Here is a 23125-nt window from a genome sequence, read left to right as displayed (position 1 = left end):
GAGGCCGGTATGCCGCCACTGGACGACGACCACACGGGCGCACGCATCAAGGAACAGCGCAGACTTGCCCGGCTCACCCAGCGCCAGTTGGCCGTCCGGCTGCCCTATTCCTACAGCTACCTCAACCAGGTGGAATGCGGCGCCCGCCCCGCGACGGCCGCCTTTGTCGCGGCCTGCGCCAAGGCCCTCAACGTCGACGTCACGATCCTGACGGGCCAGCCGTACCTGACCGACTTGCAGCGCGACCGGCTCGCCGAACTCGTGCGCCCGATCCGGGAGTCACTCGATCTTTACGACCTGGGTCCCGACGCGGACCTGACGGTGCGAACGCCGGAGCGGCTCGTGGCCGAGGCGGACCGGATGTGCGCCGAGGTGCGCGCGGCCCGCCTGCGGAACGTGGCCCGTGAGCTGCCCGACCTGATCGCTGAACTCACCCACACCGCGTGGTCGTCACCGTCCACCCGCTTGTGGCAGGCCCTCGCGTCCGCCTACCGGACCGCGCACGACATCACCGTCAAGCTCGGTTACTACGACCTGTCCTCCGTCGCCCTGGATCGCATGGCGTGGGCGGCGGAGCGCGCTTCCGATCCGTGTCTGGGAGCCGTACGGCAGTACATGAGGGCCCTCGTGTATTTCCGGGAGGGCGAGTACCGGATCGGGAGGCGGCTCGTCGCGGCGGGACACAGCGCTGTCGGTCAGGCCGGCGAATCCCGCGAGGCCCTGGCCGTCACCGGTCAACTGCACCTCGGTGCCTCGGTCATCTCGGCACGTGCCGAGGACGAAGGGGCGGTGATGCTGCACATCGCGGAGGCGCGCCGGATCGCGACGCTCATCGGTGACGCCTCGGACGTGCACTGGCTCAGTTTCGGCCCGGCCAATGTGGCGCTGCATGAGATGTCCGCCGCCGTCGAGATGCGTCAGTACGACGACGCACTCAAGCAGGGCAAGGAGATCCGGCTTCCCGCGCACATGGCCACGTCCCGACGGGCCCACTTCCTCATCGACCGAGCACGGACCGAGATGGAGGTCGGACACACCGAGTCGGCTCTGAAGTCCCTGACCGAGGCGAGGCGGCTGGCACCCGAGCAGACCAGGTATCACCCGGCGGCCCGCGAGACGATCTCCGGTCTGGTCCATCTGTCACGACGGACCCCCGAGACGCTCCATCACATGGCGGCCTGGATCGGCCTGTGACGCACTCACAGAACTGTGAGTGTTCTCTTGCGCGCAGAGTGTCACTCTTTTCTCACGTCTCCCAGACCTGAGAAGGAGCGTCGACATGTCGTGCGACACCGCCCGGTTCGAACCCTGCGCCCGCCCCGTGCACCGACGGGCAGGTCTTGGTGAGTGATACTCGGGACGATCCCGCGGTCCCCGCGTCGTCCACCGGACTCCTGCGTGCCCAGGCCTCCTGGTTCATCGATCAGCGGTCCCTGCCCCGGCACCAGATCGTGAAGGCTTTCGATGAGGATTTCCAAGGGCAACTGGGCCGGCTCATCCCGCAGATCGAGCACCTCTGCGACGCCCTGCCGCCGGACGACGTGCCCGCGAAGGTAGCGCTGGCCTGTGTCGGTGCGGCGCGGCAGCGCCTGAAGGCGCCCGAGGCCGCGGGGCTGCGCGGTGAGGTCGAACGCGTCGAACGGCTCGCGAGATCCGTCGTGGCCCTGTGCGACCACTACGACGCACTCACGGGCCTGGCGATGTGCCTGGCCTGCGACAAGCCGATCGAGTCCGGCGACGCCTGGGTGCCGTACGACAGGGTCACTCCGTGCGGCGGCGCCGCACGGGCCGGCCGCGTCCACACCCACTGCGCGCACGCGCCACGCGGCCCGCGCTGAGGCGGCTCCCGCCCCGGAGCGGCACCGGGGCGCATGGACGCCGATCGCCACGCGCCATGCCCGCACGCGCCGGCCCGGGAAGAGGCTCAGCGGCCCGCCGAGGGCCGGACGGCCTGCCGTGGTTCCGGGATCGTACGGGCCGCGTGCGGGACGCGGCGGAACGCCACGAGCGCGGCGTCGTCGTTGAGGGCTCCGCCGCCGGTGTGCCGGAGCAGGTCCGTGCGCAGGTAGGCGACTAGCGACCGCGGGTCGCCGCCGGGCCACGAGCGGATACGTTCGGTGAGGGGATAGAAGCGTCCGCCGCTGTCGCGGGCCTCGAGAACGCCGTCGGTGCACAGCAGCACGATGTCGCCCGGCATCCACGGTATGGACCCGGTCCGCACATGCGCCGACGCGAGTCCCAGGCCGAGCGGAGGCGCCGCGTCGGGCAGTGGGGGCACGAACGGCCGTCCGTGGCGTACGACGACGGGCGGGGGGTGGCCGCACGACGCGACGCCGATCGGCCCGGCCCGGTCGGGCACGTCCAGCAGCAGAGCGGTCACGAATTCCTCTCCGTGGCCGGCGCGTGGGGTGTCGGCGTGGTCGGGCGCGGCGGCGAGCGCACCGTCCAGGGTGGAGACCAGCCCGTCCAGGCTCGGGGTCTGGTGCGCGGCGGCGTGGAAGGCGCCCATCACGAGCGCCGCTTCCCCGATGGCGCCCAGTCCCTTGCCGCGCACGTCGCCGATCATCAGGCGGGTGCCGGTGGCGGTTCGGGCGGCCGCGTAGAGGTCCCCGCCGATCACGGCCTCCGCCTCGGCCGCGAGGTAGACGGAGGCGATCTCGATCCGTCCCAGGCGCAGCGGCAAGGGCCTGAGCACAGCATTCTGGGCGGTCAGCGCGAGGGACCGAGCCTGGTCGTAGCGGCGGCCGTAGTGCTCGCGCAGACGGGCGAAGAGAGCCACGAAGACGGACACGGCCAGCAGAGCGATCGTGGCCACGGTCTCGTTGAGGTGGGCCGGCGCCTCCGCGTGGTCGGTGGCGATCTGCGACGCCACCGCCAGAGCGCCCACCCCCGCGGTCGTCCGGGCCCCGGCGAACGAGGCGGTGACCGCGGGCGCCGCGGCCAGGAACGGGGTGAAGCGGATGCTGGGCGGTGTCAGCAGGTCGGCCAGCACGATGACCACGATCAGTACGAACGGCACGGCCACCAGCCAGGGGCGACGGTCACCGGGTGGCCCGACGCGACGGACGGCGCTCGTGATACCCGCGATGCCTGGTGCGGGGGTGGGGAACGTGACCACTGCATGACCTCTGACCTTCGGATCCACGACCCACCCAGAGTGCGGCAAAACGCCCTAAAAATGGCTATGGATTTTCCCTAGTCCGCCGTCGGTCGGCTGTAGGTGACCGTGTGCTCGTGGGCGCGCCGCAGGGCCGGGCCGAGGTGTTCGTGGCCGACGCACGCGCAGGCGGGGCCCTCAGGCCCCGAGGATCAGAACGAGCCCCGAGATCAGCGCGAAGACGAGGACGAACAGGCGCATCCTGCGGGCGTCCAGACGGTGGTGCGTCAGACGGCTGAGCCAGGCACCGACGGCTGTGGCGGGCAGCAGCAAGGCGGCCGAGCCGAGTTCGCCCGCATCGGCTCTCCCGGTCGCGTGGAGCAGCACCAAAGAGGCGACCTCGCCCACCAGGAAGCAGGCGGCCACGGTGGAGCGCAGTTCGGCGGGCGGCCGGTGCTGGTAGACCAGCGCGAGCGGGGGTCCGCCGACGCCGGTCGCGGTCTCCGTCAGGCCCGTCACCGCACCGGCACCGAGGTAGGCCGCGCGGCCGGGTGAGAACGCCGGCGCCGCCAGACTCACGACGGCCGCGAGCACGGTGGCCATACCCACGAACAGCCCCAGATCGCGTTCGGGGATCAGCCAGAGCAGCGCCAGTCCGCCCGGAGTGGCGGCGAGTCTGGCCCCGGTGATCCAGGCCGCGCCGCGCAGGTCGAGCGATTCCCGCTCACGCCAGGCGACGTACGCGTTGAGCGGGATCATCGACGCCAGGACGAAGACCGGGACCAGGCCCGGATCGAGGATCCCGGCGACGGGTGCGACGATCAGCGCGAAACCCAGCCCGCTGCTGCCCTGGACGAACGCGGCCACGGCCACCGTGACGGCGAGGACCGCCGGCGTCCCCGGACTCATGGCAGCGCGGGACGTACCGCGATGTCGACCGGTACGGGCCCGCCCCGCGCTCCGGAGCGGGCTTCCGGCGTGGGGACGCGTTCCAGGACTCCTCCGGCAAAGACGTCGTACAGCGGCAGGGACTCCAGGTGCACGTACCCGATGTGGCAGTCGCAGACCGTCAGCGGGCACGGGCGGGGGCGCAGGGCGGCGCGGTAGCTGCCGTCGTAGAGGTTGCCCAGCTCGGCCTTGACGAAGTGGCAGCGGCGGACCGTCCCGTCGCCGTCCACCGACACCACCGACTCACCGGTGCGACACGGCAGTCCGGCGGAGGCGTGCGGGTGACGGCTGTACGGAAAGAGCGGGTCGATCTCGGTCCAGCGGGCCGCCTCGGCATCGGTGTAGCCGTGTCCTTCGGCGGCGTTGACCCACAGGTAGACCTGCTCGGGCAGCGCGGCGCGCAGACGGCGGGCGTGCTCCAGATGGCCGGGGAGGCCGACGATCCCGACGCTGTGGCGCACGTTCGCCTCGGCCAGCTCACGGCACTTGCCCAGGAAGCGGTCGTACGGTGTCTGCCCCGGGTGGTACGTGCACCACAGCGCCAGCGTGTCCCGGTCCGCCTCGGCGGTCCACCCGGTACGGCAGGACAGGTTGGTCTGGATCGCGACCCGCCGCACATGCGCGAGGTGCGACAGCTCCATCAGGGCCCGCCGGTACCAGGAGCGCACCAGCCCCTCGCCCCACGGGGTGAACAGCACGGACAGCCGGTCACCGGTCTGCCCCGCCGCCCACGCCGTGAAGCGCTCCAGAGCGGCGCGGTCGGCGGTGAGAGCGGCCCGGCTGTCACGGCGCTTGGCGAACGGGCAGTACGGGCAGTCGTAGTCGCAGGACGCGAGGGGACCGCGATAAAGCACGGTCAGGTCCATGCCGCCTCCCTCACTTGCGCTCATAGGCGGTCATCGCGGCACGCACGGCCGGCGAGAACAGGGCAGGGCCGACGGCGTCCGAGTGCGCCAGGCCCTCCGGGCCCAGGCGCAGCCGCCCGGCCGCCGCCCCGTCCTCGGCGAGCCATCCGGCGGCGCGGAACGCGGTCAGTTCGGGCGCGAAGTCGTCCCACGGCCCGGTGCCGAACCGGGCCTCGTACGCCGCCGTCTCCATGCCCTCCGCCTGGAGCAGCGACTGCACGAGATGGCGGCGGCGCGCCTCGTCCGCGTCCATCCACCGGCCGTACTCCGCGTGCGCGAAGTCCGTCTCGGGCCGGGCGACGTAGTCGTCGACGATGGTGCGGATCTCCCGCATGTCGACGGCGTAGTCGAAGGAGTAGTGCACCTGGGAGGTGTACGAACGGGCGCCGCAGCCCAGGCCCACCATGCCGTCGGTCTGGCAGGCGTAGTCCTCGGCGGACGACGACGGAATCCCCGGCTGGCGGAACATCCGCATCGACACCTGCTCGTACCCGGCGTCGAGCAGCAGGTCCCTGCCGTACCGGTACAGGCGCAGCCGCTGCTCGTCCCAGGCCCGGTCCGAGAGGGGGTCCGGCAGGTCCGCGGTGCGGCGCCCGAGACCGGTGAGCGGGCGGACGTACAGCGGGTACAGGTACAGCTCCTCCGGCCGCCAGGCGAGGGCCGCCTCCAGGGAGTGGCGCCAGGTGGTCTCGGTCTGGCCGTCGATGCCGTAGATCAGGTCGACGTTGAGGACGGGGATCCCGGCGTCCCTGATCCGGCCGAGGGCCGCCTCGACGTCGGCGCGGCGTTGCGGGCGGACCGCCGAACGGGCCTCGGCGTCGACAAAGCTCTGCACACCGAGGCTCAGCCGGGTGGTCCCCCGCTCGGCGAGCACGGCGAGCCGGTCGGCGGTCGCCGTGGACGGCGACGCCTCCACCGACAGGGGTACGGCGCGCAGGTCCGCGCCCGCGGCGTCCTCCGCTATGTCGCACAGGCGGGAGAGTTCGGCCGCCGTCAGGAACGTGGGCGTGCCGCCGCCGAACGCCGCGGCGGCGAAGCGGACCGGACCGCCGAGCGCGCCGCGGACGGCGCGCGCCTGCCGTTCCATCGCGTCGAGGTACGCCCCGGTCAGACCCTCGGGAGCCCCGATGCGGGTGAACAGATTGCAGAACCCGCAGCGGACCTCGCAGAAGGGGATGTGCAGATAGAGCGAGAGCGCGTCCGTGGCCTCGCCGGACCACAGGTCGCGCAGAGCCGGGCGGTCGGGCAGCCTTCGGTAGGCCGTCTTGTGCGGGTAGGCGTAGACGTAACTCTCGTACGGGCGGGGCGCGGGGTCGCTCACGCTTCGGGGGGTGGCCGTGGGCGTCGCCGTGGTGGCCGTCGCCGTGGGCGTGGTGGCGGTGGTCGCCGTGGTGGGTGTGGTCATCGTGGGGTCCCTTCGGCGGCGCGGGCCGGTGCCGGGGCGGCCGGCGCCGAGGTGGCCGGTTCGAGGAAGAAGTGGGCGTACGGAACGGTCCACACCGCTTCATGGGCGAGACGGTGGCCGGTGTAGCCGCTCTCGCCGTACGTGGTGCCGTGGTCGGAGCAGACGATCGCGAAGCACCGGCGCCGGCTGCGCATCGCGTCGAAGAGGCGCCCGATGTGGCGGTCCACGTACTCCAGGGCGGCGGCGTGCGTCTCCCGCGAGTCCCCGTCCTGTGCCGTCGCGCCCGGGGCGTGGAACCAGTTGGGCTGGTGCATCGCGGAGACGTTGACGAACAGGAACAGACGCCGCTGCGGCGGAAGGTCGGCCACGACGCGTTCGGCGCGGGCGATCTGCTCCTCGAACGACGTCGGCGACGTCACGCCGAACGAGGGCTCCCAGTACGCCTCCTGGAACATCCCGGGCAGTACGGATCCGAGGGCGGCCTGCTGGTTGAAGAAGCCCACACCGCCGATGCAGACGGTGCGGTAACCGGCGTCCGCCAGGCCCGAGACCAGGTCCGGGGCGTCGAACACCCAGGTGCGCCCGGCCGTCGTCTCACTGCCGGCGAAGCGGGCGGCGAAGAGGCGGGGATGCGGACCGGGCGCGGCGGGGGTCGGCAGGAATCCCGCGAACATCGCCTGGTGCGAGGCATAGGTGAAACTGCCGGGCGCGTGCCGCCGCTGCCACCGCCCGCCGGGCAGGTGCGCGGCGAGATTCGGGATGCGTCCCTGCGCGGCGAGTTGCTCCGCCACGTCGTAGCGCAGCGTGTCGAGGGTGATGAGGAGGAGGTCGTCGCGGCCGATCACCTCGTTCATGTCCGGTGTTTCGCGGTTCAGGTCCGGTGTTTCGCGCGGCAGGTCCGGGGCCGGGGAGTGAGTGTGCATGGAGTTTCCTGTCGTGCGGTCACGGCCGGAGGCCGGACGGGGTCCAGCGGGTTGTCTGCGCGGGGCGGTAGGGACGGGTGATGACGGCTCGCGCACCGCACCGGTCAGGGGGGTGGGCGGAGGACGAGGGGCACTGCCCCTGACGTGGCGGGGGACGAACGGAGAGCGGTCAGGGGGCGGGCGGACGCGGCACGGGCCGGGCCAGGCGGCGGGAGGACCGGTCTCGCGCCGGTCAGGGCGGCGGGAGCACCGGTATCGCGCCGGTCAGGGCGGCGACCTGGGCGGCGTAGGTGTCCAGGCCTTCGGCGGGGCCGCCGGGCAGACCCGCCAGGCCGGGCAGCAGATCCCCGAAGGCGTTGACCTCGCCGACGGCGAACCGCCGCCAGCCGACCGCCGGCAACAGGTCCACACCGACACACGGCGTGCCCGGGAAGAGTGCCGCGGCCCGCTCACAGATGCCCAGCGCCTCGGACCAGTCGCCTCCGGCGAAGGACACCGCCGCGCGGACCGCGTCCAGGTCGCCCCGCCTGCCGCCGAGGTGGAGGTTGGTGATCGGTCCCGCCGCCGTGCGGGGCACGACATGGGTGGCCCGGCCCGCGATCACGACGACCCGCAGATCGACGGACCGGCCGTCCAACGACGCCTTGGGCAGCCACCGTTCGACATGCAGCCCGTCCGGGGCGAGCGCGTCGACGAGGGCGCCGACCGTCGCCTCGTCGTCGTAGGTGCGCACCCCCAGCGAGTTGTGCAGCGCGCCGGAGGGGGTGCGTTCGACGGAGGTCGTGGCCCGCAACCGCCCTCCCGGCGCGGACTCGACGGCAAGGACACCGGAGGCGGAGGAACCGTGCGCCGGCTTCACGAAGACCCGGCGCAGACCGGGCTCGTCGAGCAGCTTGCGCAGATCCGGCCAGCCTCGCACCGGCGCCGCGTCCGCCCCGGAGGTCGGGGACGGCGGCACCGGCACACCCGCGGCGGCCAGCCTGGCGTGGCAGAGCCGCTTGTCGAACAGCACCGACAGCTCGGCCGGTTCGCCCAGGAGGCTGCCACCGGCCGCCCGGACGTCGTCGGCGAGGCGCTCGACGGCGGCCACGAACGCCGCGTACCAGCGTGCGCCGCCCTCGACCCGGGTGGAGTCGTGGACGCCTCTCAGCAGTTCGTCGACGTGCGCGTCCTCGCCGGGCGAGTCGATGCGCACCCGCTCGCCCGGCAGGAAGCGGGCGGTCCCGGTGAGCACATCCGCCCAGGACACGACACGTGCCGGCGGCAGACCTGCGGAACGCAGCGCTGCCTGGAAGAGGGTGACGCGGCGGTGGCCCGGGACACCCACGACCGCCAGGCCTGTCGGGGGCGGGGCGGACGGGTCGACGGTCGCCGGGCCGGGCGTCATTCCGCCACCGCGACGTAACGGCCGTCTTCCTCGTCGTCGTAGTCGTCACCCCGGTCGTCCGGGCCCTCGCTCAGGTCGACCGCCACGCCCTGCGCGGTCAGTGTCTCGCGTATGCGCTCGGCGACCGGCGCGCTGATGTAGTGGTGGTGGAGGTCGAGTTTGGCCAGGTGGGTGAGCGGCTGACCGTCCAGGAGCGCGGTGGCGCCCTCGTCGCCGAGTGTGCCCAGGGACAGGTTGAGTTCGGTGAGCCGGGCGACGACCGGGGCGGACGCGAAGGCCGCGGCGATCTCGTCCTGAATGGCACTGTTGCGCAGCGCCAGCCGGCGCAGCGCGGGCAGCCGGACACCGGTCATGAACGGTTCCAGGTCCGACACCTCGGTGTCCGCTCCGTACTCGGGATCGCCGAGCCAGATGTCCAGGTCCTCCAGGGCGGGCAGGTCGCTCTCCCCCACGCCGCGCACGACCTCCCTGGACAGGGCGCCGGTCTCGATGACCAGGCGCCGCAGCACGGAGTGGGACTCGGCAGGGAAGGCGAGCGATCCGCCGCCGCGCACCCCGAACTCCTCGAGCCGCGGGAAGGCCCTCAGCAGGGGCGTCACATCGCTGTTGACGATCCAGGAGATCTCGCACTCGTCCCACGTCATGTCGCCGATGAAGAGGGCGCGCAGCGCGGGAAGCCGGTCGGCCGCGGCGACCAGGGTGTCGATGGCCTCCGTGTTCGGCTTGTTGTTGTCCGGGATGGCCGCCTGGGGCCAGATGCCGACGATGAGCGCCCGGACCTGGGAGAGGTCCACCACCTCGGCGAACCGGGCGAAGGTGGCCGCCCACTGACCGAGGTCGACGTCGTAGTAGCCCTCGACGGTGATGCGCCAGGCGACGGCGTCGGCCGCGGGCAGGGACTCGGGCAGGTCCTCTTCGAGAAGGGGGAACTCGAAGGTGGGCAGCCCACCCCACTCCGCGGGACGTTCGGCATTGGACACGTTCGACTCCCAGAATCGCCAAGGGCTGCTGTCGCTCGAAAGTTCTATCAAGCCCCACTGACAACGACGCGGGCGGCAGGGAGTCCGGGCCGAGGCGCCGGGAGTCCGGGTCGACTGCGGCTCGGCCCCGTCGCGGCGTCCGACCCTCACTGTCAGACCCTCCCCCTAGCGTGGAACACGTGATCGACCGGTCCGAAGGGGCCGGTGGGAAGGGAGAGTTGTGTACAGGCAAGGGGATGTGCTGATCATGCCCGTCGCGGAGGACTCGGTCCCTGCTCGGGCGCTGGAGGACGCGGGCGAGCCCCGGGACGGCCGGGGACGGCTGGTCCTGGCGCTCGGCGAGGTCACGGGACACGCTCACGCGGTGCAGGGCCCCGGCCGTCTGGTGCGCGAGCGCGGGGAGTTCGGGCCGATGCTGCTGCATCTGCCGCAGGGCGGACGGGTCGTGCACGAGGAGCACGCCGCGATACCGCTGCCCAAGGGCTGGTTCCGGGTGATCCGGCAGCGTGAGTACGTGCCGGGTTCGGTGGCCCGGGTCGTCGCGGACTGACCCTCTCCCGGGGGACGCGACGCACGAGGCAGGAGACGCGACGTGTGAGGTACGAGACGCGACACGCGCTCACTGCCGCACAGTCCGCCGTCGCCGGTAACGAATCACCGAGGCAGCCCAGGCGAGGCAGCCCTGGCGAACGACAGCTCAAGCAAGACAACTCGCGCGAAACAGCTCAGTACGAAACACAGTGAGGACGCCCCCATGACCACACCCACCGATGCCCTCACCGGCTCCGTCACCGACCCCGAAGCCGCGGCCGCAGGGGCGGCCGATGCACCCGCCGGGCTCACCAAGCTCACCCCGCTCAGCACAGACGACTGGCGTGCGGTCGCCGCCGCCACCGGAGCGGCCGACCGAGCCGCCGCCGAGGCGGGTGTCCGCCTCGCCTACCGGGCCGCCGGGCTCGCCGAGCCCCGCCGGGTGCTGTGGGCGGAATCCCCGTGCGCCGCGGTGGCCCTGTTGCAGACCTCCGAGAACCTCGGCCGGAGCGTGCGCGAGGAGGTGCGTACCGGCCCGTGGGAAGCCGAAAGGGCTCGTGCGCACGAGGAGTTGGGACCCGCCGGGTACGCGGCGCTGTGGTCGGCGACCGGTGGCCGCCTGTGGGAACCGACGCGAGCGCTGACGGACCGGATCCGGGCCGGGATCGTCGAGGAGTTGGGCGATGATCCGAAGCTTCGGCTGCTGCTCCTCGACGCGGTCCTCGGCCAGCACGACGCCGCCTGGCTGGCCGCGCTCGCGGGCCGGGGTACCGCCTTGGACGGACTCGCCGAGGTGGCCCGGCATGCAAGCTGGTGGTGGCCGTACGAGGAGACGGTCGTGATCTGCGAGCGTCCGGTGGAGCTGCACCGGGACGAGGCGGGCCGGCTCGACCGGGGCGACGGTCCGGCACTGGCCTTCCCGGACGGCTTCGCCCTGTACGCCTGGCGGGGCATGCCCGTGCCGGCGGACTTCCTCGCCGGCCTGGCGGATCTCACCCCGGACCGTATACGCGCGGAGGAGAACGCCGAACTACGGCGCGTGATGCTGGAGTTCTATGGCTACGACCGCTACCTCGCCGACTCCGGCGCCGAGCCCGTGCACCGGGACGAGACCGGCGTGCTGTGGCGTATCGCCCTCGACGGCGACGAGGACGTGGCGATGGTCGAGGTCGTGAACTCCACGGCGGAGCCGGACGGCACGTTCCGCACGTACTGGCTTCGTGTCCCGCCCGGCACCAGGACGGCGCGCGAGGGCGTGGCGTGGACCTTCGGGGTCACCGCGCAGGAGTACATGCCGGTCCGGCAGACCTGACGGCGCTCCGGCTCCCGCGGACCGGGCGGTCGGCCGGCTCCCGCGGGCCGGACAGCGCCCCACTCCCGCGGACTTGACGGCGTGCCGCCCCGACGGCACTCCGGCAGACCTGCCGCCCTGCCCCCGGCGGTGGAGCCCCGCCTCAATGGGCCCTCTCCACCCACCCTGACCAGCGGTTTCTCGCTGACCTGGGGAAACGTCGGCCGCTTGAAACCGTCCCAGCCCCTCTCGGAGCGTCTCAGGCGACAGTCGTCTTCCCATGGGAACACGACTGTCGCCATTGGGCCCTGACCTCGAGGTACGCGTTACCGACCCGCTCGCTGGGGCCGCCACAGCAACGTGACCGAAAGCCACCGGGCCTACTGACCGTTCAGCATGCGGTGCGGAGGTCTGGAGCTCGGCTGTGACTCATCGTCGAAGTTCAGTGGAGGATCTACGGAAGTCGCTGCTCTCGATCAAGCTGACTCTCAAGAGGGCTGTGTATGGCCGGGCCTCTTACGAACTCCTCCGGGCCCGACCTCACCCAGCCATACTCTTCACGGAACTGCGGCCTGAGAACGCCCGGCAGTAGGCGTGTGTCGTTGATGAGGGCGACCCCGGAAGTCGAGCAGGCACGAGCCATGGTGATTATGGAGTCCTACCTTTCAAGCGCGGGTTTCCGCTGGTCATTCGTAGGATCGGTGGACCCAGGGGCTCCGGGTATGGCTGTCATGGAGGAGCCGATCGGATGGCTCAGAGAACATAGCCGCCCGGAGCCCCGCGACGACTCGACCGCCAATTGGGATTCGCGACTTGATCGCTCTGTAGGACTACGTCGGCGAGGTCGTCTGCGGGATGGACTGACGACGAGCTGACGGAGGTGGCCGTGCCCCAGATCTGGGCCGGGATGGACATCGGCAAGGAGCACCACCACTGTGTGGTGATCAACGAGCGGGGCGAACGGCTGCTGTCCCGCCGAGTCCTGAATGACAAGGCGGCCCTGCTGGAGCTGATTCGCGACGTCCTGGACATCGACCAGGAAGTGCTGTGGGCGGTGGACGTCAATCACGGCGGTGCTGCTCTGCTGATCAGTCTGCTGCTCAACCACGGTCAGCCCATGGCCTACCTCACTGGCCTGGCCGTCCGCCGCGCGTCCGGCACCTACCACGGTGAGGGCAAGAGCGACTGGGAGCATCATCGTGGTCGCGGTGTTCTCCGGCTGGTCGGACCCAAAGACAGATCGGCTTCGTGCCTTGTTAGCGACGCGTCGGCCAGCTGGAGGACACCGCTTTCGCGGTGCCGGTCGGGTGCGCTGTGGCCTGATAGGGCCTTGCCGCACAAGGCACCATCACAGTTCTGACCGCCCACCGACCCGGCGTCGGCCATCAGCCACATACCGACCAAGGAGCCACGTAACCGTCACCAGCGTGCCCCAGACGACTTTGCCCCCACAGGCAGAACAACAACCGACGGAGGACGTGGTCCTCGGCGTTAACACCCACAAGGACGTGCACGTCGCCGCAGTGATCACCGGGCTCGGCATGTTCCTGGCCCACCACGAGTTCCCGGCAACTGCCGCTCTCCTGAAAATGACCTGAGCTTGCGTGTATCGGTGCAGCTCAACCGGCCTCTTCGCGTGGGGTGACGGTGACATCGAGGCCGAGGGCGGCGAGTTGGGCGATGAGGCGGCGGGTGTGGCGTTCCTTGCCGAGCCGGTTGGTGAAGTGATCAGGACCGAGGTCTTGGTAGGGGACCATGTCGCGCAGGATGTGCCAGGCGGCGACCAGGATGGAGTGGCCGACCGCGACGGTGGCGCGCTTGCTGCCGCGGTGGGGAACGAGTCTTCGGTACTGGGCCCCGAGGTAGGTGCCCTTGCTTCGGGCGGCGGTGGCGCCGGCCAGGAACAGGGCGGTCTTGAGCCAGGTATCGCCGTGGCGGGTGCGGCCGGACAGTCGCTTGCCGGCCGACTCCTTGTTACCCGGGCACATCCCGGCCCAGGACGCGAGGTGCCCGGCGGTGGCGAAGCGGCCCATGTCCACACCGACCTCGGCGATCAGGATCTGGGCCAGAGTCAGGCTGATCCCGGGGATCGTGATCAGCAGCTCGGTCTGCGCACGCAGGGGCAGCAGCTGCCGGTTGATTTCCTCACTCAGGCGGGCGATCCGTGCGTCGGCCTCGTCGATCGCGCGGAGCATCGAGGCGACCATGAACGCGTGGTGCTCGCTGAAGGCTCCGGTCAGTGCCCGGGTCAGCAGGGGCACTTTGCCCTGCAGGCTGCCCAACGCCAGCTCCGCCGGCACGTGGGGATCACGCTCGCCCGCGACCAGGGCGTCGAGCATGGCGCGCGCGGAGCGGCCGGTGATGTCGCTGACCACCGAGCTGAGCTTGATCCCGGCGTCTTCCAGGAACATCGCGAGCCGGTTGACGTCGCGGACCCGGTCGCGGGTGGTCTCGGTGCGGTACCGGGTCAGGTCCCGCAGCTGCCGGATGTCACGCGGCGGTACGAAGCTGGGCCGGACCAGGCCGTACTCGACCAGGCGGCAGATCCACTCGCAGTCCTTCACGTCGGTCTTGCGGCCCGGCACGGTCTTGATGTGCTGGGCGTTCAGCAGCCACGGCTCGACCCCCTCGGTGGCCTCCAGCAGGTAGAACAGGGGCTTCCAATAGGACGCGGTCGCCTCCATGCCCACCCGGGTGATCTGGTTGTCCACCAGCCAGTCCCGCAGTTCCAGCAGGCCGTCGCTCATCGTGGAAAACGTCCGCACCTCACGACGGGCCCGCTTCCCCGAACCCGGCAGCCGGATGCACACCTTGGCGTCCGTCTTGCTCGAGTCGATGCCCGCGCATCGCTCTTCCACCACGTCCACGAACCCTGCCCCTCCCAGTCGAATCGCGACGGGTACCCGTCCTTCCGGGGCCACAGGATTCAAAGACGCTCTCTTGCGTGCTCATGGCAACAACATTGGATTCCTGTATACGGCCCCCGCGTCCGACTGGCTATCGGGCTCACTCGCACCAAGCAGCAACGACGTCCTCCGGACGGGCACCCCGCCCCATTTTCCCGGCCCCGGGGTGCGGCCGACAGGCCGCGGGATGACTGGCTACCGCCAACTCCTATCCTGGGCCCGGTCCTTCGGCGTCCTGCATCGCGCGGGAGTGGAGTGCACCGGTTCCTATGGGGCAGCCCTGGCACGGTTCCTGAGCCGGGAGAACGTCCAGGTCGTTGAGATCAACCAGCCCGACCGCGCCACACGCCGCAAGCGCGGCAAGACCGACGCCGTCGATGCCGAAGCCGCCGCCCGCGCGGTGCTGTCAGGCCGCGCCGACGTCACGCCCAAGACGGGTGAAGGCCCGGCTGCTGACATGCGCGTACTGAGACTGGCGAAAGAGTCGGCCGTCAAGGCTCGCACACAGGCGAAGAACCAGCTCAAGGCCGTACTCCTCGGCATTGACCCCGAGCTGCGCGAATCCTTGTCCCGCCTCAGCAACGCGGCGCTGTTCGCCCAATGCGCCGAGCTTCCCAGCGGCGGGAGCGCGGCCGTCTTCACGCTCCGTCTGCTGGCCCGCCGCATCCAGCACCTGACCGCTGAGGTGAAGGAACTCACCCGCCGGATCAACCAGGCCGTGCGTGCCTGCCACTCGCAGCTCCTGGACATCGTCGGCATTGGACCCGACAGCGCCGCGGTTCTGCTGATCGCTGCCGGCGACAACCCTGAGCGGCTGGCCAGCGAGGCATCCTTCGCGGCTCTGTGCAGTGTCAGCCCGGTCGAGCAGTCCTCCGGAAAGACCCGGCGCCGACGGCTGAACCGCGGGGGCAACCGCCAGGCCAACGCGGCCCTCTACCGGATCGTCGTGACACGCATCCGCCGTGATGCGCGAACCGGTGTCTACGTTGCGCGGCAGACGAAGCAGGATATGTCGAAACGCGAGATCATCGGCTGCCTCAAGCGCTACGTCGCCCGAGAGATCTGCCGGCAGATCAACCCGGCAGCAACCACCGTCGCTGCGTCTTCTGGTACTTGACGCAACATAGGGGCATCCTGAACGTGCACCTGGTCAAGGAGCTGGCCGACTTCGCCGAGGAGCACAAGGACTGGTTACAGATCTTCCAGCTGCCCCCTATGCTCCGGAGCTGAACTCGGCCGAGGGGATCTGGTCGCTCCTCAAGCGGCACTTGGCCGACTTCGCCGCCGCCGACCTCACGCACCTCACCCGCGTGATCAAGCGGAAGCTGAAGAAGATCCAGTACCGGCCCCACCTGGTCGACGGCTGTCTGCCACCCACCGGTCTGACCATGGACGACGACACGATCAGACCACCGGACTTCGCGATTTCAACCTGGGTAACGTAACGCCGAGCTTACGCATTAGCTTGCCGGAAATGCAGATCTTGCTGGAGGATCGCCTGATAAATTCCTCGCAACTCTTCACCAGGTTGCACACCAAATGCTGAGCGGAGTTGCAGGCGGGTTTGTTCGTACACATCGAGCGCTTCAGCCTGACGGCCAAGATGATAAAGTGCGCTCATGAAGCATCCCACCAGATGCTCTCTAAACGGGTACTTTTGGACCTCGCTTGTCAAATGAGAAGCTACCAGATCAGGCTTCCTTGCCAGTAGGTAAAAATCAGCGAGGGATTCTACTGCATTTATGCGGAGTAGCTCAAGCCTGTCACTCTCACTCTCCAGAGTGGGATTCCGCGTAAGCCCTGAATAGGCAACCCCCCGCCACATGCGCAATGACTCTTCAAGACGCATACACGATCGCTCCACATCGGTCGTCGTTCGAAATGAGCGGTCTACGCTGGCCTTGCGCTCGAATACGTGAGAATCCACACTCTCTGGGTCGACCATGAGTTGATATCCGCGAGGGGAGAATCGCAGCACACTATCCTGGAAGTTAGTACCATTTGTGACATATTCACCGTTGCCAGACAGAGCAAGTGTTTTGCGAAGCTTAGATACGTACGTATGCAGAGATGCCGTCGGGCGCAGCGGCAAACATTCTCCCCACAATTCGTCGACCAACTGGTCGACGGGAACCACTTGCCCCGGGCGCATGATGAGGAGGCCCAGGAGCTCCTGTCGGCGTGGCGGCCCTGGGGGCAGAGCATTGCCCCCTATTTTGATCACAAGTGAACCGAGGACGGAATACCGCGTAGCATCTTTTTCAGAATCTTCGGAGTCGATGTGCGGATTAGTTTCGCGTCGGAATGCCGTGCGGGTGCTCAAAATCCGTTTACCTAACTCGCTAATGGCTAGCATGTCTGAAGTCCCCAACTCGCCCGGTTTCGAGTTTCGGGACTCGAATAGAAAACGTTAGGGATTCAGACGCTGCCGCTGCGATGTCGCTACAGAGGCGAACCTGTATATAGCCGCCGAATCCGTCATAAAGAGACTTAAGAGGCTGCGTGTGTCATTTTTTCTGGCTTTGTTTAGAGCGTGGCAACCTCGCGATACCAGGCTGTCCAGTGGAGTTGTGTAGCCCGTGCTCAGCAGGGCCCCCACCCATAACCACGGTATCGAACGAACTGATCAGCAGTCACAGCAAAGATCAAAGATCGTTGCTTGAGCCCATTGCCGCCCGAAAACCTCCTCGAGGATTGACGCAGCACTTCTAGAAAATTGTTATGACGGTCTGCCGTAAGACTCTGCAGACCGTTATAGTGTGGTGCCATGAGGCACTCGCATCTTATACCGTCAAATCTTGCAATTTGCTAACAGAACCACGACATCATGTCATTGAAGTTGCCCCAGTGAGCGAACGTGCCGTTGTTGTGGTAGATGGGAGACTAATCCGCGTCAGGTCCAGCAGGCTGCTTGTCGGCACCTCAACATATCGCCCACCGAAGTTGGTGTTCTCCCAGAGTTGATGATCTTACCCGTCTTGTTGGCTATCGACGACGCACTGTCGTTCGGGGGCGGGTGGTTGCAGGACCCATTAACCGCGGACACGCAGATTTCGCGAAACGTGTGCCGCTCGTGACCGCTCCAGTTACCGTTGTGCCGAATACACACCTTCCCGGAGGTGCATTGTTCTCCTGCGGCACTCGCCGGGCCGGCCGACATCAGCGCACCACCAATGGCCAAAGCCACTGCGGAAGCAAAAGTCGCTACCTCGGCTATCTTCACGACCCCATTCCTTTCACTCGCTCAGTCGATCCACCTAAAAGATACTCACCCCCGCGGGAATGGAGTAGGATACGCATGCCAGAGAAAATCTAATTTCTGTGACTCTGCGGCTATCGCTGCGTTCGGTCAGATGTTTTTCGAACCATGAAACTGACTGTCATCTCACCTGCGACAGCTGTGACGGTTATTGGAAACGTCTATCAGCTGGCCAAGGCCGTCGCGGAGACCGAGCTGAGAACACGCCCCCCGGTGCACCCGACACCTACGCACACGTACTGTGGGTTGGTGTCGGGGGCCGTCTCGGGGGGCTGCAGCGGCAGCTTGACCAGGCAGGCATCGAACTCGTCGTCGTACTCGGGGCCGAGCCGCTGTACGGGGGAAGCCTGCTTTGCGCCGGCGGAGGCCGCGCGCTCCGTCGCCATGGGCACCCCCTGAGCCTCGAGACACGCGTTGTAGGCGTCGCCCAACCGCGCGCGTTCCTCGTCGGAGGTATCGAGCCGCAACTGCGGGCGCTTGGCCTCCACGGCGGAGTCGGCCGACGGATCCTTGTCACCCTCGCCCTTCGTCGCCTCAGCGCCAGGAGACAGCGTGGACAAAGTGTCGACACGCGGCTTGTCCGCGGCGTCAGTACCGGACGAGCAGGCCGGAAGGACACCGCCACCGATCAGCACAGCAGCACTCAGAGCAAGCACTTTGACGCGGAGCCGGTCCGACCGGCCAGGTCGCGTGACGTTCCTCATGACGCGGAGTGTGGCGCATAATTGTCAGGACTCTGTCAGCCATGTGTATTGCCTGGACAAGCTGGGCCGCCAACTCCTGAAGGAGCGCGTGGTGGATGGCATCGGTGACGGTCATACCAACCGAGTAGGACAGCCGCCGACCACGAGCGGAAAGCCAGTCGACGAACGCGTGGGTGCCCCGCCCCAGTCGGTGCGGATCAGTGTCTGCCGTCCGCGGCGATACTCCTTCGGCATCGGTGCCAGCGCGAGTCGGGCGGCTTCGATGTAGGCGACGACGGTGTTGCTGCCCGAGTTCCGGGGCCGTAGACGCCCGGCCCCTGGTTCTCCGGCCCCGCCCCGACCGTGGTCGACGTACCCCATCAGCGGATGGTGCCCGAACGTCTTCTTCCAGGTCGCGGCCGCGTCCTGTTTCTCGGAAGGCGCTGTCACCAGCACTTCGTCCAGGTCCACGACCACCTGCCCGGCTGCGTCCGGCGCAGCGTTACCGGCCAACGTCCATACATGTGCGCGGGCTTGAGTGCCGGCCTGGCGCAATGCGGTCAGCAGACGCATCCAGCCCGCTGCCAGCGTGTCGATCAGCCGGGACACCGTCGGGTCAGAGGCCACCGACTCGAACACCGCCGGCTCGACCCGCAGCGTGACGTCGTCTGCAAGGCAGACCCCGCCCGGCGCGAGGGCGAGCGCCACATTGAGCAGGATCTTGCCCGGATCATGCATCGTCCGCGGCTTGCGCCACGGCTCCAACGCCACCGATACCGCCTTGTCCAGACAGGACTTGCGGACCGTCTCCACCAGCAGCACCCCGCCGGCCTGCGGAGCCCCCCGCCACCACTGCCATCGGTGTGAATACGTGGGTAGAACCCGATACGCCACTTCACCTGGAAAGTGCTTCTTTGCTGCGACGACCTAGCCTAGACAAGCTCCATCGTTGCTGGTCAGGAGCACTCTTCGCGTACCAGACGCCCTACACGTGAAAGCACGAGGCTCGACGCGGTGCATCCGCTGGACTCTCACTGAGCGTCACAGCCAGGAGGCGCTCAGAAGCCATGATCTGACCTGCCCCTGAGGGCCCGCCGCACCGACGAGACCAGCATCTCTTCGTGCGATCCAACATAACCGAATCAAGGTCGCATCACGGGATAATATAATGAGAGGAAACGACCCTTTAGAAGTCATCTCATTTGGCGAGTTGGCGGTAGCAGATCAGGGTGCAGGCGATGCTGGTGAAAGCCAGGAAGTGGTCGGCCTTGCGTTCGTGGCGGCGGTGAAGACGTCGGCATCCGGCAAGCCACGCCATGGTGCGTTCGATGGTCCAGCGGTGCCGACCGAGTCGTTGCGAAGTCTCGATGCCCTTGCGGGCAATGCGTGCTTGATGCCTCGGCCGGATGACCATCGCCGCAGGTGGTTGTAGTCATAGCCCTTGTCGGCGTGAAATTTGTGGGGCCTGCGCCGCCGGCGTCCCCGGCGGGAGCGGATCAGAGGTATGCCCTTGACCAATGGGATCAGGGCCTGGCTGTCGTGGGTGTTGGCGCCCGAGATACCGATGGACAGGGGCAGACCGGTCCGCTCCGTGATCAAGTGGATCTTTGACCCGTTCTTGCCCCGGCCTACAGGATTCGGGCCTGTCAGCTCCCCCCTTTCAGGGCCCGCATGTTGACCGAGTCGATGGCGCACCGGGACCAGTCGAGCTCGCCGCGGGCTCCGAGTTCGTCGAGGACCAGGCGGTGTAGTCTGGCCCACACTCGGGCCTTCGTCCACTCGGTGAAGCGGCGGTGAGCCGTCACGCCGGACGGCCCGAACGACGCGCTCGGCAACTGCTGCCACGTGCAGCCTGAGGTCGCTACGAAAACGATTGCGGCCAGCACTTCGCGGTCGCCATGCCGACGCCGACCACCCCCCTGGGGCCGCGACGGCGCCTCCGGCACCACTCGCTGGAACAGCTCCCACAACTCGTTCGGCACCAGCCGCTCAACGATCCTCGCCACGCCGTGCAGCTTACCCAGCCAAATGAGATGACTTCTTAGTTGCTACTCCTGGCCGGGTTCGCTGAGGATGTTCCATTACCTTGAGTCGCGCCGCAGTTGGCGTTGAGAGTCGATTTTTTGGCCGCGGGCTGATCCTCGTTCCGCGGCCGGTTTAGTGCAGTTAGGGTCTGCAGTCCGTGGCGCAGGGGCCGTTTGAGCCTCTCAGCGAACTTGAATTTGCGTGCCATTGTGCAAGGGCCCGGTGCTTCATTGATCCATCTCTGTGCTTGATCTCTGTCCGGATCACGCGGTAGCTTGCTTGCCGCTATCTGCACGGGCAACAACTCACGCTCGAATGAGTTGAGTCAGTCGCCGAAACGGCATGGTTCTCTGCCGGGTTGTTCCCGCAGGCCGTCTGGAGGCCGGTAGCACCCTTTCGCACCGCTGCATTACCAGGCGGTCCATTCATGCAGACTCGGGGTTGTTCGATGACACAACAAGGAGCGGTACAGCGGAGGCGTGCCACACGATGGCAGCCCGCGGTGCTGGCCGCAGTAGGTCTTGCGCTGGCGGGGGCTTTTACCGCCCCAGTGATAGCTCAAGCTTCAGGGTCAGGCCCTTCTGAGACGTTGGCGCTGCAGCATGCATTTGCCTCTGCAGCTGAGGAGTTCGACGTACCTGAGGCACTGCTTCTGGCGGTTGCGCACCAGGAGTCGGCATGGGATGCACGTCCCGGCGAGTACAGCCACGGAGGCGGCTACGGTCCGATGCACCTCACGGACGTGACCCCCACGATGCTGACCAGGGGCGACGCAGGCATGGCTGGACGAGCAGACGTCGCCGAAGTAGCCGCCGACCCCGCGCTGCATACGTTGAAGGAGGCGGCTGATTTGACGGGGCTGCCTCAGGAACGGTTGCGTAATAGCCCTGCGGCCAATATCCGTGGTGGTGCGGCCCTGCTGGCCTCGTACCAGCGGGAGGTCAGCGGCGCGACCTCTGCCGATCCGGGGCAGTGGTACGGGGCGGTGGCACGGTACAGCCAAGCCGACCGGAGTCAGGGCGCGCAGATGTTCGCCGACAGGGTCTTTCGTACCTTGCAGAAGGGTGCCACCCGTACCACCGTGGAGGGGCAGAGGATGACGCTCCCCCAGAACATGCGAGTCGAGCCGGCCACCGAGCAGTTGTCCCGGTTGGGTCTCGCGCAGACGAAGGTGGTTGAGACTGAGTGCCCGACCACAATGGACTGCACGTTCGTGCCTGCCGCCGCGTCGAACGGGCAGGTTTCGAACCGCCCGGCGAACGGAATCCGGCTCGACTCGATCATCATCCATGACACCGAGTCGTCCTACGAGTCGGCTATCAATACCTTCCAGACACCTGGCGGTGGTTCGGCGCACTACGTTGTGCGGTCGTCGGACGGCGCGGTCACGCAGATGGTGCCCACGAAGGACCTGGCCTTCCACGCGGGCAACTACTCAACGAACATGCACTCCGTCGGCATCGAGAACGAGGGTTACGCGGCCCACGGAGCGACTTGGTACACGCAGGCGCAGTACGAGACTAATGCCGAATTGGTGAAGTACCTGGCAGAACGGCTCGATATTCCGCTGGACCGGCAGCACATTCTCGGACACGACAACTTTGCAGGCCCGACCTCTGCGACCGTGTCCGGCATGCACTGGGACCCGGGGCCGTCGTGGGACTGGGAGCGTTTTATGACCATGATCGGGGCCCCGATCACGGGTGAGCACGGTGTCGGCGGTGTCGGCAGCGTGGTCACCATCGCTCCAGGCTTCGAAAACAATCAGCAGACCGTCGAACTCTGCCCCTCCCACGATCCCACCGGCGCGACTACCGCGTGCGCCGACAGAACACAGGCTTCCAACTTCCTTTTCGTACGGACCGCGCCCAGCAGCACCGCGCCGCTCTTTGGGGACCAAGCCATCCACTCCGATGGTGTCGGCACCGACCGCATCAATGACTGGGGTAATACGGTTCAATCCGGCCAGAAGTTTGTTGTTGCGGGCAAGAAGGGTGACTGGACTGCGATCTGGTACAGCGGCAGCAAGGTTTGGTTCCATAATCCCGACGGCGTCAATACCGTACCCACCCGGGGCCGGATAATTATCGTCAGCGCCAGTCAGGACGTCAGTCCCTCGCCCGTCAAGGTCTACGGATCTAGCTACCCTGACGCCGCTGAGTACCCGGCTGGCCTTTCGCCTTCAACCCAGGCTCCACTTAGCATGTACACGATACCTGTTGGTCAGGCGTATGTTGCAGACGTACCTGCAGCACCCACGGACGACTATTTCAAGTCCAGTGGCACCGTGGTCATTGGTAGCAAGTCCATGTACACGATCCAGTACAACCACCGCACTGCGCTGGTCTACGCCAACGACGTCAAGACCACTCACCCGACCAATCCCTGATCAATATTGCCAACATCCGCAACACATCGCTTATCGGTGTCTGGCGACGCCTGGCCGCCAGACACCGCCCCCAGGATTGGGGCGTTCCACCCGTTGACCCTCGGGAGTCAAAAGTGCGCCGCCCAGCATTCAGATCAACTCCCCTTGCGGGACTCTTGGCATGCGCTGCGACAGTCATCATGCTCGTCATAGCCGTCAGCCGCGACACGGAGGCACCCTCGGATATCAGCCTGCAAATCGGTGCCGTGTGCATGACAGACTTCCCCTCCCCCACCGAGGTTTCTTGCGGCTTGACCAGCTTCGGCGACGTGCGCTATCGGTGCCCAACCGACATGCATAGCGCCCCGTGCTCCCTGACCAATGTAGTGAAACTCAAAAACACTGGCCACACGCCCC

The 23125-nt window shown here is 67.8% G+C and carries 17 protein-coding genes and 4 pseudogenes; 9 read left to right on the top strand and 12 right to left on the bottom strand.

Going from position 1 to position 23125, the window contains the following annotated elements; translation table 11 throughout:
- Positions 1–9: 9 nt before the first annotated feature.
- Positions 10–1194, top strand: coding sequence for a helix-turn-helix domain-containing protein (locus DN051_RS42555; RefSeq protein ID WP_112443106.1), 1185 nt, complete (start codon positions 10–12; stop codon positions 1192–1194).
- A gap of 149 nt (positions 1195–1343) precedes the next feature.
- Positions 1344–1838 (top strand): DUF6415 family natural product biosynthesis protein, encoded by a 495-nt coding sequence (locus DN051_RS42550; RefSeq protein WP_112443105.1) that lies wholly within the window; start codon positions 1344–1346, stop codon positions 1836–1838.
- An 86-nt stretch (positions 1839–1924) separates the two neighbouring features.
- Here DN051_RS42550 and DN051_RS42545 read toward each other — a convergent pair whose 3' ends face one another.
- The 7 genes from DN051_RS42545 to DN051_RS42515 form a co-directional block, all read right to left on the bottom strand.
- Positions 1925–3118, bottom strand: coding sequence for a PP2C family protein-serine/threonine phosphatase (locus DN051_RS42545; protein ID WP_246041280.1), 1194 nt, complete (start codon positions 3116–3118; stop codon positions 1925–1927).
- Between the two features lie 177 nt (positions 3119–3295).
- Positions 3296–4006, bottom strand: a complete 711-nt coding sequence (locus tag DN051_RS42540; RefSeq protein ID WP_112443104.1) for a sulfite exporter TauE/SafE family protein — start codon at positions 4004–4006, stop codon at positions 3296–3298.
- A complete protein-coding gene (locus DN051_RS42535) occupies positions 4003–4911 on the bottom strand; it encodes an STM4011 family radical SAM protein (protein WP_112443103.1) in 909 nt (302 codons plus the stop codon). Before DN051_RS42535 ends, DN051_RS42540 begins: the two co-directional genes overlap by 4 nt.
- Before the next feature lie 10 nt (positions 4912–4921).
- Positions 4922–6355, bottom strand: a complete 1434-nt coding sequence (locus DN051_RS42530; protein WP_112443102.1) for an STM4012 family radical SAM protein — start codon at positions 6353–6355, stop codon at positions 4922–4924.
- Entirely contained in the window at positions 6352–7209 is an 858-nt protein-coding gene (locus tag DN051_RS42525) for an STM4013/SEN3800 family hydrolase (RefSeq protein ID WP_112443387.1), read from the bottom strand. The genes DN051_RS42530 and DN051_RS42525 overlap by 4 nt, the downstream gene beginning before the upstream one ends.
- A gap of 301 nt (positions 7210–7510) precedes the next feature.
- Entirely contained in the window at positions 7511–8665 is a 1155-nt protein-coding gene (locus DN051_RS42520) for an STM4014 family protein (protein ID WP_112443101.1), read from the bottom strand.
- Positions 8662–9645, bottom strand: coding sequence for an STM4015 family protein (locus DN051_RS42515; RefSeq protein WP_112443100.1), 984 nt, complete (start codon positions 9643–9645; stop codon positions 8662–8664). Before DN051_RS42515 ends, DN051_RS42520 begins: the two co-directional genes overlap by 4 nt.
- 220 nt (positions 9646–9865) lie before the next feature.
- On the opposite strand from DN051_RS42515, the gene DN051_RS42510 reads away from it, so the two are divergent.
- The 4 genes and pseudogenes from DN051_RS42510 to DN051_RS45590 all read left to right on the top strand — a co-directional run bounded on the left by DN051_RS42510 (position 9866) and on the right by DN051_RS45590 (position 13065).
- Positions 9866–10195, top strand: coding sequence for a hypothetical protein (locus tag DN051_RS42510; RefSeq protein WP_053763494.1), 330 nt, complete (start codon positions 9866–9868; stop codon positions 10193–10195).
- Between the two features lie 204 nt (positions 10196–10399).
- The gene (locus tag DN051_RS42505) at positions 10400–11488 is read left to right on the top strand and encodes a DUF6745 domain-containing protein (RefSeq protein WP_079001981.1); all 1089 of its coding nucleotides are present in this window, start codon (positions 10400–10402) and stop codon (positions 11486–11488) included.
- 865 nt (positions 11489–12353) lie between these two features.
- Positions 12354–12653 (top strand): annotated as a pseudogene (locus DN051_RS42500) (IS110 family transposase); the annotation flags it as partial.
- Positions 12654–12894: 241 nt separating this feature from the next.
- Positions 12895–13065 carry a hypothetical protein gene (locus tag DN051_RS45590; protein ID WP_162625153.1) on the top strand — a complete coding sequence of 57 codons (171 nt, stop codon included), beginning with the start codon at positions 12895–12897 and terminating at the stop codon, positions 13063–13065.
- A gap of 21 nt (positions 13066–13086) precedes the next feature.
- Here DN051_RS45590 and DN051_RS42495 read toward each other — a convergent pair whose 3' ends face one another.
- On the bottom strand, positions 13087–14334 hold the full coding sequence (locus tag DN051_RS42495) for an IS110 family RNA-guided transposase (protein WP_112443099.1): 1248 nt from the start codon (positions 14332–14334) through the stop codon (positions 13087–13089).
- Positions 14335–14560: 226 nt separating this feature from the next.
- Between DN051_RS42495 and DN051_RS42490 the strand changes: the two genes are divergently transcribed.
- Both DN051_RS42490 and DN051_RS48050 read left to right on the top strand, forming a co-directional pair.
- On the top strand, positions 14561–15490 hold the full coding sequence (locus DN051_RS42490) for an IS110 family RNA-guided transposase (protein ID WP_246041279.1): 930 nt from the start codon (positions 14561–14563) through the stop codon (positions 15488–15490).
- Between the two features lie 17 nt (positions 15491–15507).
- Positions 15508–15818 (top strand): annotated as a pseudogene (locus DN051_RS48050) (transposase); the annotation flags it as partial.
- An 8-nt stretch (positions 15819–15826) separates the two neighbouring features.
- Here DN051_RS48050 and DN051_RS42480 read toward each other — a convergent pair.
- The 4 genes and pseudogenes from DN051_RS42480 to DN051_RS42465 form a co-directional block, all read right to left on the bottom strand.
- Positions 15827–16729 (bottom strand): AfsR/SARP family transcriptional regulator, encoded by a 903-nt coding sequence (locus DN051_RS42480; RefSeq protein ID WP_112443098.1) that lies wholly within the window; start codon positions 16727–16729, stop codon positions 15827–15829.
- Between the two features lie 1067 nt (positions 16730–17796).
- Positions 17797–18336: a hypothetical protein gene (locus DN051_RS45585; RefSeq protein ID WP_162625152.1), complete on the bottom strand. Its 540-nt coding sequence runs from the start codon at positions 18334–18336 to the stop codon at positions 17797–17799.
- Between the two features lie 46 nt (positions 18337–18382).
- Positions 18383–19214 (bottom strand): annotated as a pseudogene (locus tag DN051_RS42470) (transposase); the annotation flags it as partial.
- A 299-nt stretch (positions 19215–19513) separates the two neighbouring features.
- Positions 19514–20312 (bottom strand): annotated as a pseudogene (locus tag DN051_RS42465) (IS5 family transposase).
- Between the two features lie 476 nt (positions 20313–20788).
- Between DN051_RS42465 and DN051_RS42460 the strand changes: the two are divergent.
- A complete protein-coding gene (locus tag DN051_RS42460) occupies positions 20789–22729 on the top strand; it encodes an N-acetylmuramoyl-L-alanine amidase (RefSeq protein ID WP_112443096.1) in 1941 nt (646 codons plus the stop codon).
- The last annotated feature ends 396 nt before the right edge of the window (positions 22730–23125 follow it).

Source organism: Streptomyces cadmiisoli (assembly GCF_003261055.1).
GTDB classification, from domain to species: domain Bacteria; phylum Actinomycetota; class Actinomycetes; order Streptomycetales; family Streptomycetaceae; genus Streptomyces; species Streptomyces cadmiisoli.
This window is presented reverse-complemented; position numbering and strand designations above follow the sequence as displayed.